Raw genomic sequence first — 14959 nt, 5'->3', positions numbered from 1 at the left:
TGGTGGGTTATTGCGCGCTGAAGGCCCGTGCGCCAGTCAAACGGCGCGATTATTCGTAGATACGTTCTAACATCGTTGTTTTGAGTTCCTCGCGGTTTAGCGCGAATGTTCGATGATCACGCCAGGCGCCGTCGATGTGCAAAAATCCCTTGCGCAGCCCTTCGTCGCGGAAACCAAGCTTTTGCACCACGCGCAGGCTGGCAGCGTTTTCCGGGCGAATGTTGATCTCTAACCGGTGTAGCGCCAGAGTTTGGAAGCAGTGATCGATCACCAGGGCGCAGGCCTCGGGCATCAGGCCGAACCCGGCGTGGGAACTATCGATCCAATAGCCAATGGAGGCGGTGCGTGCGGCCCCATACTGAATGCCGCTGACCGAGACTTGTCCGATGATCGGCGGATTTTTTGAATGCAGTTGCGGCAAGGTCATCACCCAGGAGTAGCCGGTGCCCGCGTGTGCGGCGGCGCGTTTGGCCGCCAGCATCGCCCTGAAGCTCATGGGTTCAGGCGCGCCCAGCGGGTTAGTTGGATCCCAGGGTTTAAGCCACATGGCGTTGGCGTTTCGCAGGTCAATCCAGTCGAGCTGATCGCGCAGGGTCATCTCACGAAGCAGCAGTCGGTCCGAGGACAGTGGTGCCACGGCGTCGCGCCCGCGCAGAAAACTCAGCATGCACTCATCGTATCTCTGCTCGCCTCTTGAGGCGTTCACCTGTGGTTATATGACAGCGGCGGGTGTTTGGAGGGTATGCGGTGGGTGGTTGCTTGGTCGGCAGTAGAGTGGAGCCCATGAACGCAGCAAACACCGCGGGCTTCGGCGCGGAGAAAAAATCCCGACGCGCACACGCGCGGGCCGCACGCCGCGCCCTGTCCCCCAGCGCGCGGGACCTGTTGGCGCAAAAGTTGGCCGCGCAGGCGATGAAGTACCTGACCGAATCGACCGATACCGCCATGCGGGTCGGCGCCTACCTCTCAACGGCCGAAGAGCCAGATACCTCGGTGTTGTTAACCGCGCTGGTCAACGCCGGCATCGAAGTCTACCTGCCGGTGTGTCAGCCGCAATACCAGTTGGGGTGGGCGCGCTGGAGCCCGGGAGTTGAACTACGGCGCAGTGCGCTGGCCCCGGTGGATGAACCGGTGGGCGTTCGTCACGATGCGCGGCTTTTTGAGCAGGTGCACACCCTGTTTATCCCCGCACTGTTAGTTGATCAGCGTGGGCTGAGATTAGGCCAGGGCGGCGGGTACTATGACCGGTTCCTCCCGCTCATCGAGCAGCAAGCAACCCGGGTGGCCGCGCTGGTGTATGCATCCGAATTTGTGCCCACCGGCGATTTCAGGGTTGAAGCCCATGATCGACCGGTGGATGTGGTGATCACCGAGCAACAGTTCCATACCATCGACCCGCGCTAGTGCGCTTTGCCCACAGTTCGCGGCCGGTGCGTGGCTGTTCCTAGTGTTGGCGGGTTTGCTTAGGGGTATGAGTAATTTATCTCGACGCCGCACCCCGGTGATTCCGCGGCCAAAGATCCGGGCAGCACGCACGCGCCATCAGCTTTTGCGGCGTTATCGTAAACCGTTGGCCCTGGTGCTGTTGTTGCTGGCGGTGGCCGCGGGCATCAATGTGCTCGCCGAGGGGCAGCTGGCCCAACGCGAGGTGGTGGTGGCCAGTAGCGATCTGGCATCGGGGCAGATTGTTCGAGCCGATCAGGTGCAGCTGCTGAGTATTCCGCTGGATCCGGCGGACAACCAGGTTTTGACTGAACCACAGGCGGTGATCGGCCAACGTCTGGCGGTGGCGGTTCCCGCCGGGACGGTGTTGCGCGAGCACCTGATGGTGGGTCCAAATCTGCTGACCGGGACCATTGCCGGGACCGTTGCGGTGCCCATCAGGCTCAGCGATCCTGCCACGGTGAGCCTAATGCATCCGGGGCAGCTGGTGGACATTGTGCTGACCACCGGGGATGGTTTTGAAGCCAAGATTAGTTCTGAAACCATTGCTCGGGCGGTGCCGGTGTTATGGGTTCCGGCTTCTGGCGAGGGACAGCTGGGCATGTTTAATGCCGCAAGTCCGCGCGGTGAAGGAATTATCGTGGTGGCCGCGGCCAACCAGTATTCCGATGAGCTCTCCGGTGCGGTGTCCCGTGGCAAGGTTTCGGCGGTGCTGGTGAACTAACCCCAGTGTGGGGGTTTGTCGCGTTTCATGCTTTCGGCCAAATCTTCTACATTGTCTCCCCACTGGCGTGGGTCATCGTCCTTGGCGCGCAACTCGGCTATCGGGTTGCCGGTTTTTGCGCTGGGCTTGGTCGATGGCGGCAGCCCGGTAGCTAACGCGCGGTCCACCGACGCCACTACCGGTACCGGGGTGTAACTACCGGTGAGTTCAACTTTCGCGCTCAGCTGTTGCGGCGGGGCAATGACCCGGGGTCGCTTGACCCGGCCGGCGGGTTTTTTACCCGCCGGTTGATGCCCCGCACGCTCGCTCATTTACCCTGTGGTTTCTGCGTCTGCTGATCTTCGGCTGGTGCATTTTTGGCAGCGTCGGCGCTGGCTGGGATCGGCGCCGGGGTCGCTGGCTGCTGTGCGGACTCTGCTTCCTGACCCGGCTTTGCTTCTGCCTTTGCTTCTGCTTTTGCTTCTGCTTTGTCGGTCGACTTGGCCGCTGGTTTTGCCGAGGCGGGCTGCGCGGTCACGCTGCTCGCGGAGACCGGAGGCGCCATCGGAACCCTGGTACGCGGACCGGTGCGCGGATGCGCGGAGGCGGCCGGGGCCAACTCCAAACTGCGCGCCAACCGGTCGGTGACCGAGGCCGGATCGGTGAACACGTCGATGGTCCACAGTGGCACGTAGCGCCAGCCGTGGTTCTCGAAGAACTCCGGACGCAACCGGCTGCGTTCACGCACGGTCAACCCGGCATAGTGCTCGGTCCCGTCGTAAACCACTGCCAGCGGTCGCACCGGCGAATCGCCGTCCATGTCCAGCGCGTGCGCTGAAAGATCAAGCACGCCGCGGTAGTCCTCGGCCACGATTGCGCCTCGTTCACGCAGGCGCCGGGCCAGATCGGAGACCAGTGCATCAAAGCGTGGGCTGCCCACGGTGCTGACGCCAGAATCCCCGGCTTCCACCCGGCCGAAGAGCTCGAAGAACTGCCAGGCCCCGCGGTACACCCGGTCCAGGTCCACATCGGCCGGTAGCAATGAGGACACCAGCGTCATGCGTTTACGTGAACGAGTCATCGCCGAAACGAAGAGCTGCTCGCCGCCTTCGCGGGAGAGCGCACCAAATTCGTGCAGGGTTTTGCCGTGCGGTGTGCGTCCATAACCCCAGGCGAAGATGACCGCGTCGCGGCGCACCCCGATGAGCCGGTCCATGGTGGTGACCACAAATGGTTCCACCTTGGAACGCAGGAAATCCATCGCGTACTTATGGTTGGGCAGCTGCACCCGGATTGCTTCGGCAATGGCTGCGGCGTGAGCACGGTTGGAGGCAATGACCGCCAGTGACTCGGTCCCACGGGTTGCGAAGTGCGCAAAGACCAGGTCCACGACCTTCGCGACCTCGGCAGCGGTGGTCTGTACCCCGTCCTCGCTGTTGGACAGCGTGCCGGTGGCATCGGGCACGTACACTCCGGTCAGCAGCGGGCTGCTGCCGGTGATGGTGACCGCAACCGGTAGCCGGGAGATCGCCGAATCGTAGTAGGTGCGCGAGAGCTGTTCGACCAGGCCCTCGTCGATCCCGCGGTACACGGTGGACAGGGTGCCGGTGACCAGAACTTCGTTCAGCGCGCTGAGCGCGGAGCGTCCCGGGTTGCGTTCCTTCAGCCGTGCGGTGGGATCAACCGACACCTCGAAAGGCTTCGGCCCGCCGAGCATTTGATCCCCGATGGCGATGACCTGCTTGGAGCGGCGGATCGCGTCAAGCACCTCGCGCAGGGTCAGGTAGTTAGCCTCTAGCAAGATCACCGCGTCGAACTCGGTGTCTGCCGGCAACGCGCTGCCAAGCAGCAGGGGTGCCGAGACGAAGACCGGGGTCAACGAGCTGACCAGCGCCGGACCAAATTCGAGCAGCCCGGCCACGGTCGGAGTGCCATCCTTGAGGATTGCGCGCAGCTGACGGGAGGCGGCGCGGTGATCGGCCAAGGCGGCCTTCCAATTGCGGGCCAACTCCCAGCGGATCCGTGAGGGACCCGAGGAGATGTGCGCGCCGTCGGCCAACCGGTAGTCGGCCTCGATCTTTTCAAGCTTCGCGCCGTCGTTCATCGCTAGGAAGTCATCGCCGGAGATCATCGCTTCCAGTGCGGACTGCCACCAGGCCAGCTCAAGTTCCGCGTCGACGGCGTCCGCGTCAATTTCACGGTCGGCAAAGTCGGCGAGCAGATCTGCCAGTCCGCCTTCGGCCAGCTGTTCGGCGATGAGCGTGCGCTCGGGCAGTTCGGCCAGGTCTTCCTTGCGGTCCACCAGCGCGGCAATAATGTCCAGCAGCTCCGCGATCGGCATTTCGCGCAGTCCCGTACCCAGTTGTGGCGGGAGCATCTCGGAGAGCTTGTCGATGCGTGCGCCGGCGTCGTGATAACCGGCCTCCACGTCCAGCAGCCCGCCGGGAACGGCGGGGTTGCGCTGGCTGGTGGCGATGGCGCGCCAGGCGTCACGTTGGATGGAGACCGCTTGCAGGGCTGCCTGCAGGTCGGCCACGTGCATGCCGGGGCGCACGTATTCCTTCGCGATTTTGCGCAGCCGGGAGCGCACGATGGAGCCCATCTCTACCCCGTGTTCGCGGCGCCAAGCGCTGGAGGCGGTGGCGGCGATCAGATCGTCGATGTCACCTTCAAAGATGTCCGCCTCAAACTTGTCCAGCGAACCGCGCACGGCGACCAGCAGCTGCAGCTGGTCTCCCCACTTGTCGTAGCTGTCCTCTAGGCGGATCTGCGACTGGGCGGCGATTTTGAGCATATGTTCGTGCAGGATCGGCAGGTCGCGGCCAAGGCCTCCGGCGAGGGTCAGTGCCTGCTCGGTGGCTTCTTGGTTGCGTAGCGGCGCGCCAAACCATGGGCTGGTGGTGTGCGACTTGGAGAACGCGCCCAGTTGCGCGGCGCGCTTGAGCTGCGCGGCCACATGGCCACGCTGGCCCATCGAGTCAAGCACCGAACGCTTAAGCCGCACGGTGGTTGATGGTGCCGGGTCAAGCGAGGTCAGTCGAGCAAGCTCTTGCATCGCCTGGTACGGTGAGCAGCCCCAACGGCTACGCACCGAATGCAGGGATTTGACGTGTTCGTGCAGGGCTCCGCGCGATTCGCGCAGCTTCTTGAGCAACCCGCCCAGTTGTGGCTCGGTGGCTCGCTCATTGCGCAGGATCGCACGGATCAGCAGGTTGCGCAGCGCGTCGGGATCCTCGTTGGGTTCCAGCAGCAGGCTGCCGGCGTCGAGCTGTTCGTTAAAGCGGCGCACAAATTCTTCGGCGGCCGAACGTTGCTCGGCGACCACCAGCACCCGCTTGCCCTTGGCGGCGAGTAGGCCGGCGGCGTTCAGTGCGGTCTGGGTGGCGCCGGTGCCGGCAGCGGCGTTGATGCTCACCGATTCGCCGGCGGCGATGTAGTCGAGCATCCTCGCCTGGGACTCGTCGGCGTCCAGCAGGTAGAGCTCATCTGCGGGGTCGCGTTCGTCGCTGTTTTTGGCCAGCACGCTGGTGCCGGTGTGCACCTTACGGGTGGAGTTGGCGGCAGGCGCCGTGGCCGGGGTGGTGCGCCGTGGTTTGGAGGAGTCCTTGATCAGGCTGGCTACCCGGCGCAGACGCGATCCGCTCGATTCCTCGGACTTTGCGTCCGCCTCTGGTTGCGGGGAGGACTCTGCCTGAGTTTGAGTTTTCGCCTCGGCTGGTGCCTCGGGCTGCACGGCTTGCGCGGCGGCTTCGGTGGGATCGCTTGCGCGTTCCTCGGCACGGATCAGCGCCTCGATCACCGGGTGTGCTCCGGTGAGGATTGCCGGATCGGCCGGGTCAATGAGATCGGAGAAGGTGGAGACCAGCAGGCGGTGTCCAACCACTACCCCGGGGACCTCGGAGAGCTGCTGGCGCAGCGCATCCATGCCACGCACCGGGTCAAAGCGGGCAATGGAGTAGGCGGCGGCGTCTACCGCGTCCACGTCGACCTTGGTGTTGTGATCGGTCTCAAATTGGCGGACGAAGGCCGGGGAAATTTCGGCGCGGCCTACCAGTTGCATGTCGTAGTCGTCGTGGTCCAGATGTTTGGACAGCGTGATCCGGCCAAGCATGATCGGTGCGGAGACCGGCTCGCTCTTGCCCTCATGTACCGCGCGCCAATTGGCGACACCTGCGGCGAGGTAGCCCACGTCGATGCCGCGCTCGTCCCACAACTCGGTGGTCTTAGCGCTTAATGCCCGTGCTGTCCGCTTGGCGGTCGCAAACTGATCGGCATCGTGCAACAAGGTGGACAGACGGGTACGACGGCCCGCTAGAAACTGGGCCAACCCCGATGGATTTGCATGCGTGATGTCGATACTGTTCGACGTCGACGGAGCAAACCGCAAGGTGGTATCGGCGCCGGCGCTTTGGCCCAGGGATTTCACCCAGGCGGATACGCGCTCGGCAGCAGCATTTTGGCCACTAGTCACGACAGTTATTCCCTTCACTGAACCGACCATCACGGCGCGCGGAAAAGCTTACACGCCTCATTTCAAAGGTAGTGCACCGGTGGGGCAGAATGCGCCCACGAAACACGTTTAAACCGGACAAGCGGAACCGGTCCGTTCTCGCGCACCCGGTGAAGGGCGGCTGAGCACAGGCGGTTCCGCTTGGGCCACACGGTTTACACCGTGCCGGCTAGAACTGTGGGGTTACTCCCACTCGATGGTTCCAGGTGGCTTGGAGGTCACGTCGAGCACCACGCGGTTCACGCCGTCAACCTCGTTGGTGATGCGGTTGGAGATCTTGGAGAGCAGATCGTAAGGCAGGCGTGACCAGTCTGCGGTCATCGCGTCTTCACTGGAGACCGGACGCAGCACGATCGGGTGACCGTAGGTGCGGTGATCGCCCTGCACGCCTACCGAGCGGACATCGGCCAGCAATACTACCGGCATCTGCCACACTTCGTCATCCAAACCTGCGGCGGTCAGCTCGGCGCGAGCGATCGCGTCGGCCTTGCGCAGCAGGGTCAGGCGTTCCTCGTTGACCGCACCGATGATGCGGATGCCCAGGCCTGGGCCGGGGAATGGCTGGCGTCCCACGATTTCCTCGGGTAGACCCAGCTCGCGGCCTACCGCGCGGACCTCGTCCTTGAACAGCGTGCGCAGTGGCTCCACCAGTTCAAAGTCCAGATCTTCTGGTAGTCCGCCCACGTTGTGGTGGCTCTTGATGTTGCTTGCGCCTTCGCCGCCGCCGGATTCGACAACGTCCGGGTACAAGGTGCCCTGCACCAGGAACTTGACCGGTTCCCCGGTGCCGGCTTCGGCCTTGAGGATTGCTACCTCGGCGGCCTCAAAGGCGCGAATGAATTCGCGGCCGATGATCTTGCGCTTGGTTTCTGGATCGGTGACGCCGTCCAGTGCGGTGAGGAAGCGTTCGCGTTCGTCGGCGATGTAGAGCTTCGCGCCGGTGGCGGCGACGAAGTCCTTCTCCACCTGTTCTGCTTCGCCTTCGCGCAGCAGACCGTGGTTGACGAACACGCAGGTGAGGTTGTCGCCAATGGCGCGCTGCACCAGGGCAGCGGCTACTGCCGAGTCCACGCCGCCGGACAGGCCACAGATGGCCTTGCCGTCGCCGACCTGGGTGCGGATGCGTTCGATCTGTTCCTCGGCAATGTTGCCGGCGGTCCAGTCTCCGGCCAAACCTGCACCGTTGTAGAGGAAGTTCTCCAGGATGTCCTGACCGAACTCGCAGTGCTTAACCTCTGGGTGCCACTGCACGCCGTAGAGGCGCTTGGCCTCGTTGGCGAAAGCCGCAACCGGGGCGCCGGCGGTAGTCGCGAGCACCTCGAAGCCTTCGGGTGCCTTGGAAACCGAGTCGCCGTGGCTCATCCATACGTTCGGTGCTTTGTCGGCACCGGCGAGCAGGGATCGGGCTTCGCCGTTAAAGCTGGTCTGGGTGGAACCGTATTCACGCAGGCCAGTCTCCGCGACGGTACCGCCCAGGGCGTTTGCCATGGCTTGGAAGCCGTAGCAAATTCCGAGGACCGGGATACCGGCTTCGAACAGGTCGGCGCCTACGGAAGGCGCACCGTCAGCGTAAACGCTGGAGGGACCACCGGAGAGGATGATCGCTGCAGGGTTTTTGGCCAAGATGGCTTCGGTGGACAGGGTGTGCGGGACGATCTCCGAGTACACGCGGGCCTCACGTACGCGTCGAGCAATCAGCTGCGCGTATTGGGCCCCGTAGTCGACGACCAGAACCGGCTTATGTTCTGGGGTGAGGTCAGCAGTAGTCACGATCTCTAGTCTACTGGTTCAGCGCACCGCGAACGTGCATCGGACATGTCATCAGTATCACCCGGGGTGCCGGGTGGTTACGACGTGCGGGGTTTGCCAGAGGTGCTGGCTACGTTGCTGCCCATTTTCCAAGCGACAATATCCAGTGCCCGCAGTTCGGTGATGGGTGCTTTGGGGTCCGCCATTGCTACGATTTCCTGCCACAAATCATGGTATGCGACCAGATCGCGTTGCAGGGCTGGTAGCCAGGCGAGGGCAAATTCACGGTGGGTTCGTTTGGTGTCACGCGGTACCGGCGGATTGGGGGTTTCGCTGTAGAGCCGGCGGATATTCTCGTCGTACAACGGGATCAGCTCTGGGCGCTTGCGGTGCAGTACTTTGAGCAGTTTGGTTTTGCCGACATAGTCAGTAGGCCGGTGATCATCCAAGATGCCGAACAGGTCAGCGATTGCTTCTACCGTCGTCTGTGAAGCCTCGGCAAAGGTGCCGGTCAGCCGAGGATCAGCTAGGCGCTCGTTGATTTGCGGCAGCAATCGATGCAAGGTGTAGTAGGTAGGCAGTGGTCGTTGACCGGCATTGAGCAACACTATTGCTAGCAGGTCGACATCTTCTACCTGCGCGCTGCCCGATCCGTGGTAGGCATCGTACGCCGGGTAGGCATAATTATTTTCCGGATTCAGGTAGTCGCGCGCGTACGCCAGCAACTTATCGCGCGGTTGGGTCATTCCCCCAACGCTGATCATTTCACTCATGGGTATATCGTGCCACGATCCACCGACGGTTACCTCCCGCGCGAGGCTCAGCATGGGATCTCCTTGGGTACAGCAACGGCGGGCAACCGGTTGGCACCCGCCGTTTTCAGTGTCTTGCGTTGCACTTAGTAACGTTTGGCGGCCTTGGGGTGCGCGGCTAGCTCCGCGTCCACCTCGGCGTGCACCGTGCGTTCGGTGAAGAACGAGAGGAACGGGATGACCCCGCCTAAGGCGATGGTGATGAAGCGGCTAAATGGCCAGCGCATCAGCGACCAGAGGCGGAAGTCTGCGAAGAGGTACACCACGTACATCCAGCCGTGCACGATCAGGATCATCAGCGAGATGTTCACTCCCCCACTGATTTCGGCGCGGTTCAGCATCCCGATGGTGTTGGCGGCGCCGTCCAGCAGTTCACCGCCGACGAAGAGCTCGAGCTGCCAGAAGTACTTCAGGACCATTTCGGCCACGAGCAGCAACAGCATCACGCCGGTCGCGTAGGCGAACACCTTATAAAATTTTGCGGCCGAACGGATCTGCGCCGGGGTTCCACCAAATTTGCGGGGGCGCGGTGTGGGGGTGGTGCTGGACATCTGCTCGAAGTCCTTTCGAAGTTGTGAGGGTGGTGAATTAGTTCTCTGGGAGCTGCTCGCGGGCGGCGGCTTGGGCGGCGGCATCTTCGGCGATGTCGTCCATGCCGCGCTGGTAGTCATCGCGCACCATCCGGTACCAGAGGAAGAACGCGAAGCCTGCGAAGACTACCCATTCGATCCCGTAGAACACGTTCAGCCAGTTGATCTGTGCCTCTTGTGGCTGCGGGCCGACGTAGATGGACTCCAGGCCAGGCTGAGTGACCGGTTGGCCATTGGCGGTGAGCGAATGTGCGGTGACAAACCCGGTGTAAAGCTTCAAGTCCCAGTTGTTGGACAGCTGCGCGGAAGACAAGGTGGCCAGTGCCGGGTTGCGCAGGTCGTAGTTTAGTTCCGGACCCTCGGGAGGCAGCAGACGCCCGGTGATCTCAATGGTGCCCTTCGGTGCTGAGGACGGTGTGGTGGTTTCCGGCTGCCAGCCGCGGACCACTGCCATCGCCGCGTCATCCTTGGCGCCATCGACGGCGAAGGCGGACACCACCCAGTTGCCCAGGTTGTCATCGTCGACCCGGTCCTTGATCAGCACGTCGGTGCCCGGGATGAAGTGCCCGGAGAACTCGACGATTTGGTCTGCCTTGCTGCCCAGCATTTCGACGCCCGGAGTGTAGTGCTCGGTCAGCGGGACCGGCACCTCGGTTTCATCGATCTTGACCACCGGTTCGGTGGTGGACGAACCAAATTGCCAGCCCGAGAGGGCCACAAATCCGGTGGCAATCAGCAACGCACCGAGTAAGGCGGCGATCCATTTGGGTTTGAAAGCGGTTTTCAGCACACTCTAACGGTACTTCGATTGCTTGTAGAAGTTCCAATGCGCAGGGGGTGAGATTGACCTACTTCACGTTGGGCGATGCCCGGGGAACTTTTGGCTGGGCTTGATCGTTGAGACTTTTTCGCCGGCGTGTGGAGCTGGCTTTGGAACTGGGGCGTTAAAGTACTCAAGCCCGCCGAACCTTTGCTGGGTTACGGCGGGCTTGAATGAAAATGCTTAGAAGCGGTCGGACTCGTATGGTGAGAGCACCACGTCCACGCGCTGGAATTCCTTCAGCGTGGAGTAGCCGGTGGTAGCCATCGAATGGCGCAAGGCGCCAATCAAGTTGGAGGTGCCATTGGTCTCGTGGGACGGTCCGTAGAGCACATGCTCCAGCGAGCCGACGGTACCGATCTGCGCGCGGTCACCTCGTGGGCTGACCTCATGCACGGCTTCCATCCCCCAGTGGTATCCGGCGCCCGGTGCTTCTTCGGCGCGGGCCAGGGCGGTACCGAGCATCACTGCGTCGGCGCCCATGGCGATGGCCTTGACGATATCTCCGGAGTTGCCCAGGCCGCCATCGGCGATGACGTGCACGTAACGGCCACCGGTTTCTTCGATGTAGTCGCGGCGGGCCGCTGCCACGTCGGCAATGGCGGTAGCCATCGGTGCGTGAATGCCCAGGGTGCGCCGGGTGGTGGAGGATGCGCCGCCACCAAAGCCGACCAGTACGCCGGCCGCGCCGGTACGCATCAGGTGCATGGCCGGGGTGTAACCGGCCGCTCCGCCCACGATGACGGGAACGTCGAGCTCATAAATGAACTGCTTGAGGTTTAGCGGTTCGGTGTTCTGCGAGACGTGCTCGGCCGAGACGGTGGTGCCGCGGATGACAAAAATGTCAACGCCGGCATCGATGACCGCTTGGGAGTATTCCTTGGTGCGCTGTGGCGTCAAGGAGCCCGCCACGACCACGCCGGACTCGCGGATTTCTGCTAAACGGGTGCCGATCAGCTCAGGCTGGATCGGAGCCGCATAAAGTTCTTGCAGCTTCGCGGTGATCTTCGAATCGTTGCGGGTGCTCGCCTCGGAACGCAGCCCGGCAATTTCAGCCAGTACCGGTTCCGGGTTTTCGTAGCGGGTCCACAGTCCTTCAAGGTTCAGCACGCCTAAGCCGCCGAGCTTGCCCAGGGCGATTGCGGTGGCCGGGGAGGTCACCGAATCCATGGGTGCGCCCAAGATGGGGGTTTCAAACGCGAACGCGTCGATCTGCCAAGAGACCGATACGTCCTTGGGATCACGGGTTCGGCGATTCGGTACGATCGCTACGTCGTCCAGGGAATATGCCTTCGTGGCGCGCTTGCCACGGCCGATCTCAATCTCGTTACTCACCTAACAAGGTTACCAAGTTCCGCGGAGATTCCCGCTTCGGTCAACGCGCAACGCCCCGCACCACTACGGGTACGGGGCGTTATTTGGCTGATTTACGGTGAGCAAGTTCACCGCAAGTTACCCAATGTGGCGTATCAATACCGCGTTTAGCGCTCGGTTTTGCTGGCCTTCAGGCGGCTGAGCGTGCTGGCCAGTGCGGTGGCGGCGCGTTCTTCTGCGGCTGCGATCTTTTCCATTTGATCGGCCATGCGGGCAAAGAGCTCGCTGCGTGTTTCTGGGTCTATCTCGGGATCGACCATTTCGCTCAAGTCAATCCAGTCAGCTGCGAGCTGCGCATAATCTGCGGCGTGCTCGGCCAGCGGTTCAAGGCCCGGGAACTGCTCGCACTCATCGAGGAAGTCTGCGTAGAGTCCGCGCAAGCCACCGAGTCCGCCAAAGCGGGTGTCGGTCATGAAGCCGTGCAGCTGTGCCAGTCCGGTTTCCAGACGTTGCGGATCGGCGAAGATCTGCGTCCAGCCCTTCTTGCCATTGGTGTCGCGCAGGCTTTCAACCCAGGTGTGCATTCCGGCGATACCGACGCGGTTTGCGAAGTGCTCCGGAATGCCCTTGAGCTCCAACGTGCCAAGCAGTCGGCCGTTAGTTTCGGTGACCGCTTCCAGGACGTTGGCGCTCAGCGTGTCCAGGTTTGGCGAGCGGCTCGACGGGATCCAGGCTTGCCAGTTCTTTTCTTTTTTGCGCTTGGCGCGGGCGACCGCCAGATCGTTTGGGCTGATCGGCATCAGTGCGCCGGAGCCATCATCGATGAGCAGGTCATCTTCGTGTTCACCGACGATAGCGACATCGATGATGTCTGCCTCATCCACCTCGCCGGCTTCGATCCATGGCAGTGCGCTGACCGCAACGCGTACGACAACCGCGCGGCCAGCGTCCAGCCCCGCATCGAGGTACTCGGTAGCGCTGTCCGATGAACCGGTGGTGCGTTCGGTGACCTTGGCGCCGCAGCGACGCAACAGGTTCTGCGTGTATGGCTCTGGGTGCGCGCGGGTGACGAGGGTGACCGTGGTGGCCTGCTCGTACTCGAAGGTGAAGGCCATGAAGCCGATGCCGCCGGCAAGTCCTGCCAGCAGTGCCTCGCTTAGCGGTTCACCGGTGGCTGGGTTGCTCACGCCGGCTTGGGTGAGGACTCGGTGCCAAAGGCCCGCGTCGTACTGCACGACTTCGGTCGGGGCCGGGTACTCGGGCAACTCTTCTGCCGGGCTTGGTGCCGGTGCAGGCTTGGGCTTTGGTTTGGGTTTGCCGTGTTTTTCAGCGTATCGCGCGTCTTTAGCCTCTTGGGCGTAGTTGCGTGCGGCGGCTGCGCGGGCCGCGCGAGGGCCTTCGGGCTTATCGGTCAGGATGTTCTTGCGCGCGGTCGTGTAGCTCTCGCCTGTTCGAGCCATGCGTTCACGGGCGAGCTTCTTCAGATTCGCGGGTTGTGCCAAGATCATGTCCTTCGTTGCCGGTGACGCGCACCGTTGCGTGGCGTCGTGCCTACATTCTACGTGGGGTGGGCTCGGTGTTTCTTCCGCACCGGTACCCGCGACTGGCTAAACTATGAGGGTCCCGACACATGCCGCCGCTGGCAGCTCGTCAATTTTTCGAAACTAGCTTCCAAGGACCGTGCCGATTTCTTCTTCCCGATTCCCCCTTCGTGCCCTGTGGGTATTGCCTGCGCTATATCTGCTCGGGCTGATCTGTGTTGCGCTCTGGCCAACGCCGGTGGATGCCTCGGCCCGGGGTGCTTTGGATAGTGTTTTAGCTTGGCTGCATTCGGTGGGCGTGCCGAACTTTGTTGGCTATGATCTGGTGGAGTTCGGCGCAAATATCGCACTTTTCATCCCGTTGGGGTTGTTGATGGGCTTTGGGCTGCGGCGCTTCTGGCTGGCGGTGGGGCTTGGAGTGCTCGCAACTTCACTGATCGAAGCGAGCCAGTGGTTATTTCTCCCGCAGCGTTTTGCGTCGGGCTTTGATATTCTCGCCAATTCTTTGGGGGCGCTGCTTGGCGCGCTGTGTTGGTTGTTTTGGTCGCGTAGTCGTCGGAAGGTTCGGGCCGATGGGCAGGGCTCAGCCCCGATCGGAGGTCAGTCCCAGTAAGTATTACGCCGCGGTAACTGCGCAGGGTCAATATGCTTCGGCAAAATCACGTGCGGTAGCCCGTCAACCACCACTATCTTGATCCGACCCGAATCAGCATCCATATGCGCACCCCGGCACAGGCCAGCCAAATTGATCAACTTCGTTTCGCCGCCCATCCACCACGGATCAATATGATGGAACTCAATCTTCTCCGGTGGCTCGGTACAACCAGGCACAATACACCCATGATCACGCGCGAGCACCGCGCGTTTGAGTTTCTCCGGCACCAACCGTTGAGCTCGACCATAATCGAGCAGTTCACTCTTCGAATTGAACACTGCCGGGATGATATCTGCTTCGCATAACAACCGTCTCAAATCCCCGGGCGGAAGTTTCACTCCGTGGGCGGTGCGGGCATCCCCGGAGGCGAGGTCCTGCAAATTTTCGAGCTTCAAATGCACGAGAACTTCAGGTCTGATCCGTTGGCTACCACCACCGCTGTTGGTGGGGATTGTGGTGAGGATGTCCATCAACGCGTTGAGCGCTCGTTCGGGGACCGTCGCTGGGCGTTCCATGGTTTCTGGTTCCCAGATTGCTTCCTCCTGTGCCCCTTCGGGTAAGAAATCCAGGATGCTGGGTTCGGTTGGGACCGTTGGCTCAATTACGTCGTTTGCTGTTGCTGGTTCTGGTGTGGCGGTTGGCTCAGCGGGTGCGGGGGCGGGTTCGGCAATAGCTTGCTCAGTGGAGGAAGAATCCGTAGCACTAGCCGACTCATCAACCGGGCCGGACTGGGTCGGCCGGTTGACCCGTGCCTGCGCCCCCGCACGGGTGCGTCCATTAGCTGCATGCGCCGCCAACGAATCAAAATACTCACCCTCCACG

General features: G+C 62.3%; 13 protein-coding genes. 3 read left to right on the top strand and 10 right to left on the bottom strand.

The window, feature by feature from the left end:
- Positions 1-49 precede the first annotated feature (49 nt).
- Positions 50-667, bottom strand: a complete 618-nt coding sequence (locus IEX04_RS15120; RefSeq protein WP_188686845.1) for a GNAT family N-acetyltransferase — start codon at positions 665-667, stop codon at positions 50-52.
- Between the two features lie 116 nt (positions 668-783).
- Between IEX04_RS15120 and IEX04_RS15115 the strand changes: the two genes are divergently transcribed.
- The gene (locus IEX04_RS15115; RefSeq protein WP_188686842.1) at positions 784-1404 is read left to right on the top strand and encodes a 5-formyltetrahydrofolate cyclo-ligase; all 621 of its coding nucleotides are present in this window, start codon (positions 784-786) and stop codon (positions 1402-1404) included.
- 67 nt (positions 1405-1471) lie between these two features.
- A complete protein-coding gene (locus IEX04_RS15110) occupies positions 1472-2167 on the top strand; it encodes an SAF domain-containing protein (protein WP_188686839.1) in 696 nt (231 codons plus the stop codon).
- Here the strand turns inward: IEX04_RS15110 and IEX04_RS15105 are convergent.
- The 8 genes from IEX04_RS15105 to IEX04_RS15070 form a co-directional block, all read right to left on the bottom strand.
- Positions 2164-2478: a hypothetical protein gene (locus IEX04_RS15105; protein ID WP_096257365.1), complete on the bottom strand. Its 315-nt coding sequence runs from the start codon at positions 2476-2478 to the stop codon at positions 2164-2166. The genes IEX04_RS15110 and IEX04_RS15105 overlap by 4 nt on opposite strands.
- Positions 2475-6617 (bottom strand): DNA helicase, encoded by a 4143-nt coding sequence (locus tag IEX04_RS15100; RefSeq protein WP_229677180.1) that lies wholly within the window; start codon positions 6615-6617, stop codon positions 2475-2477. The genes IEX04_RS15105 and IEX04_RS15100 overlap by 4 nt, the downstream gene beginning before the upstream one ends.
- A 222-nt stretch (positions 6618-6839) precedes the next feature.
- Complete coding sequence (gene guaA, locus IEX04_RS15095; protein ID WP_188686836.1) at positions 6840-8426, bottom strand: glutamine-hydrolyzing GMP synthase; 1587 nt, start codon at positions 8424-8426, stop codon at positions 6840-6842.
- Between the two features lie 77 nt (positions 8427-8503).
- Positions 8504-9178, bottom strand: a complete 675-nt coding sequence (locus IEX04_RS15090; protein ID WP_188686831.1) for a DUF6308 family protein — start codon at positions 9176-9178, stop codon at positions 8504-8506.
- Positions 9179-9303: 125 nt separating this feature from the next.
- On the bottom strand, positions 9304-9768 hold the full coding sequence (locus tag IEX04_RS15085) for a DUF3817 domain-containing protein (RefSeq protein WP_188686827.1): 465 nt from the start codon (positions 9766-9768) through the stop codon (positions 9304-9306).
- A gap of 37 nt (positions 9769-9805) precedes the next feature.
- Positions 9806-10597, bottom strand: a complete 792-nt coding sequence (locus tag IEX04_RS15080) for an SURF1 family protein (RefSeq protein WP_229677179.1) — start codon at positions 10595-10597, stop codon at positions 9806-9808.
- A gap of 213 nt (positions 10598-10810) precedes the next feature.
- Complete coding sequence (locus IEX04_RS15075; protein ID WP_188686824.1) at positions 10811-11962, bottom strand: GuaB3 family IMP dehydrogenase-related protein; 1152 nt, start codon at positions 11960-11962, stop codon at positions 10811-10813.
- A 146-nt stretch (positions 11963-12108) separates the two neighbouring features.
- On the bottom strand, positions 12109-13443 hold the full coding sequence (locus IEX04_RS15070) for a DUF4872 domain-containing protein (protein ID WP_188686821.1): 1335 nt from the start codon (positions 13441-13443) through the stop codon (positions 12109-12111).
- A 178-nt stretch (positions 13444-13621) separates the two neighbouring features.
- Here IEX04_RS15070 and IEX04_RS15065 point away from each other — a divergent pair, with 178 nt between their 5' ends.
- Complete coding sequence (locus IEX04_RS15065) at positions 13622-14095, top strand: VanZ family protein (protein ID WP_188686818.1); 474 nt, start codon at positions 13622-13624, stop codon at positions 14093-14095.
- Here IEX04_RS15065 and IEX04_RS18630 read toward each other — a convergent pair.
- Positions 14083-14959: HNH endonuclease signature motif containing protein (locus IEX04_RS18630; protein WP_194446465.1), on the bottom strand; the 877-nt coding region annotated here is incomplete at its 5' end. The two genes, IEX04_RS15065 and IEX04_RS18630, sit on opposite strands and share 13 nt — an antisense overlap.

Source organism: Glutamicibacter ardleyensis, from assembly GCF_014644555.1.
Taxonomy (GTDB): domain Bacteria; phylum Actinomycetota; class Actinomycetes; order Actinomycetales; family Micrococcaceae; genus Glutamicibacter; species Glutamicibacter bergerei.
The sequence above is the reverse complement of the archived record's forward strand: the minus strand, read 5'-3'. Positions and strand labels throughout refer to the sequence as shown.

Bases quoted from the DNA above. Each gene is read 5' to 3' on its own strand.
- IEX04_RS15120 (WP_188686845.1), bottom strand. From the start codon at position 667: ATGCTGAGTTTTCTGCGCGGGCGCGACGCCGTGGCACCACTGTCCTCG.
- IEX04_RS15105 (WP_096257365.1), bottom strand. From the start codon at position 2,478: ATGAGCGAGCGTGCGGGGCATCAACCGGCGGGTAAAAAACCCGCCGGC.
- IEX04_RS15110 (WP_188686839.1), top strand. From the start codon at position 1,472: ATGAGTAATTTATCTCGACGCCGCACCCCGGTGATTCCGCGGCCAAAG.
- IEX04_RS15090 (WP_188686831.1), bottom strand. From the start codon at position 9,178: ATGAGTGAAATGATCAGCGTTGGGGGAATGACCCAACCGCGCGATAAG.
- IEX04_RS15085 (WP_188686827.1), bottom strand. From the start codon at position 9,768: ATGTCCAGCACCACCCCCACACCGCGCCCCCGCAAATTTGGTGGAACC.
- IEX04_RS15115 (WP_188686842.1), top strand. From the start codon at position 784: ATGAACGCAGCAAACACCGCGGGCTTCGGCGCGGAGAAAAAATCCCGA.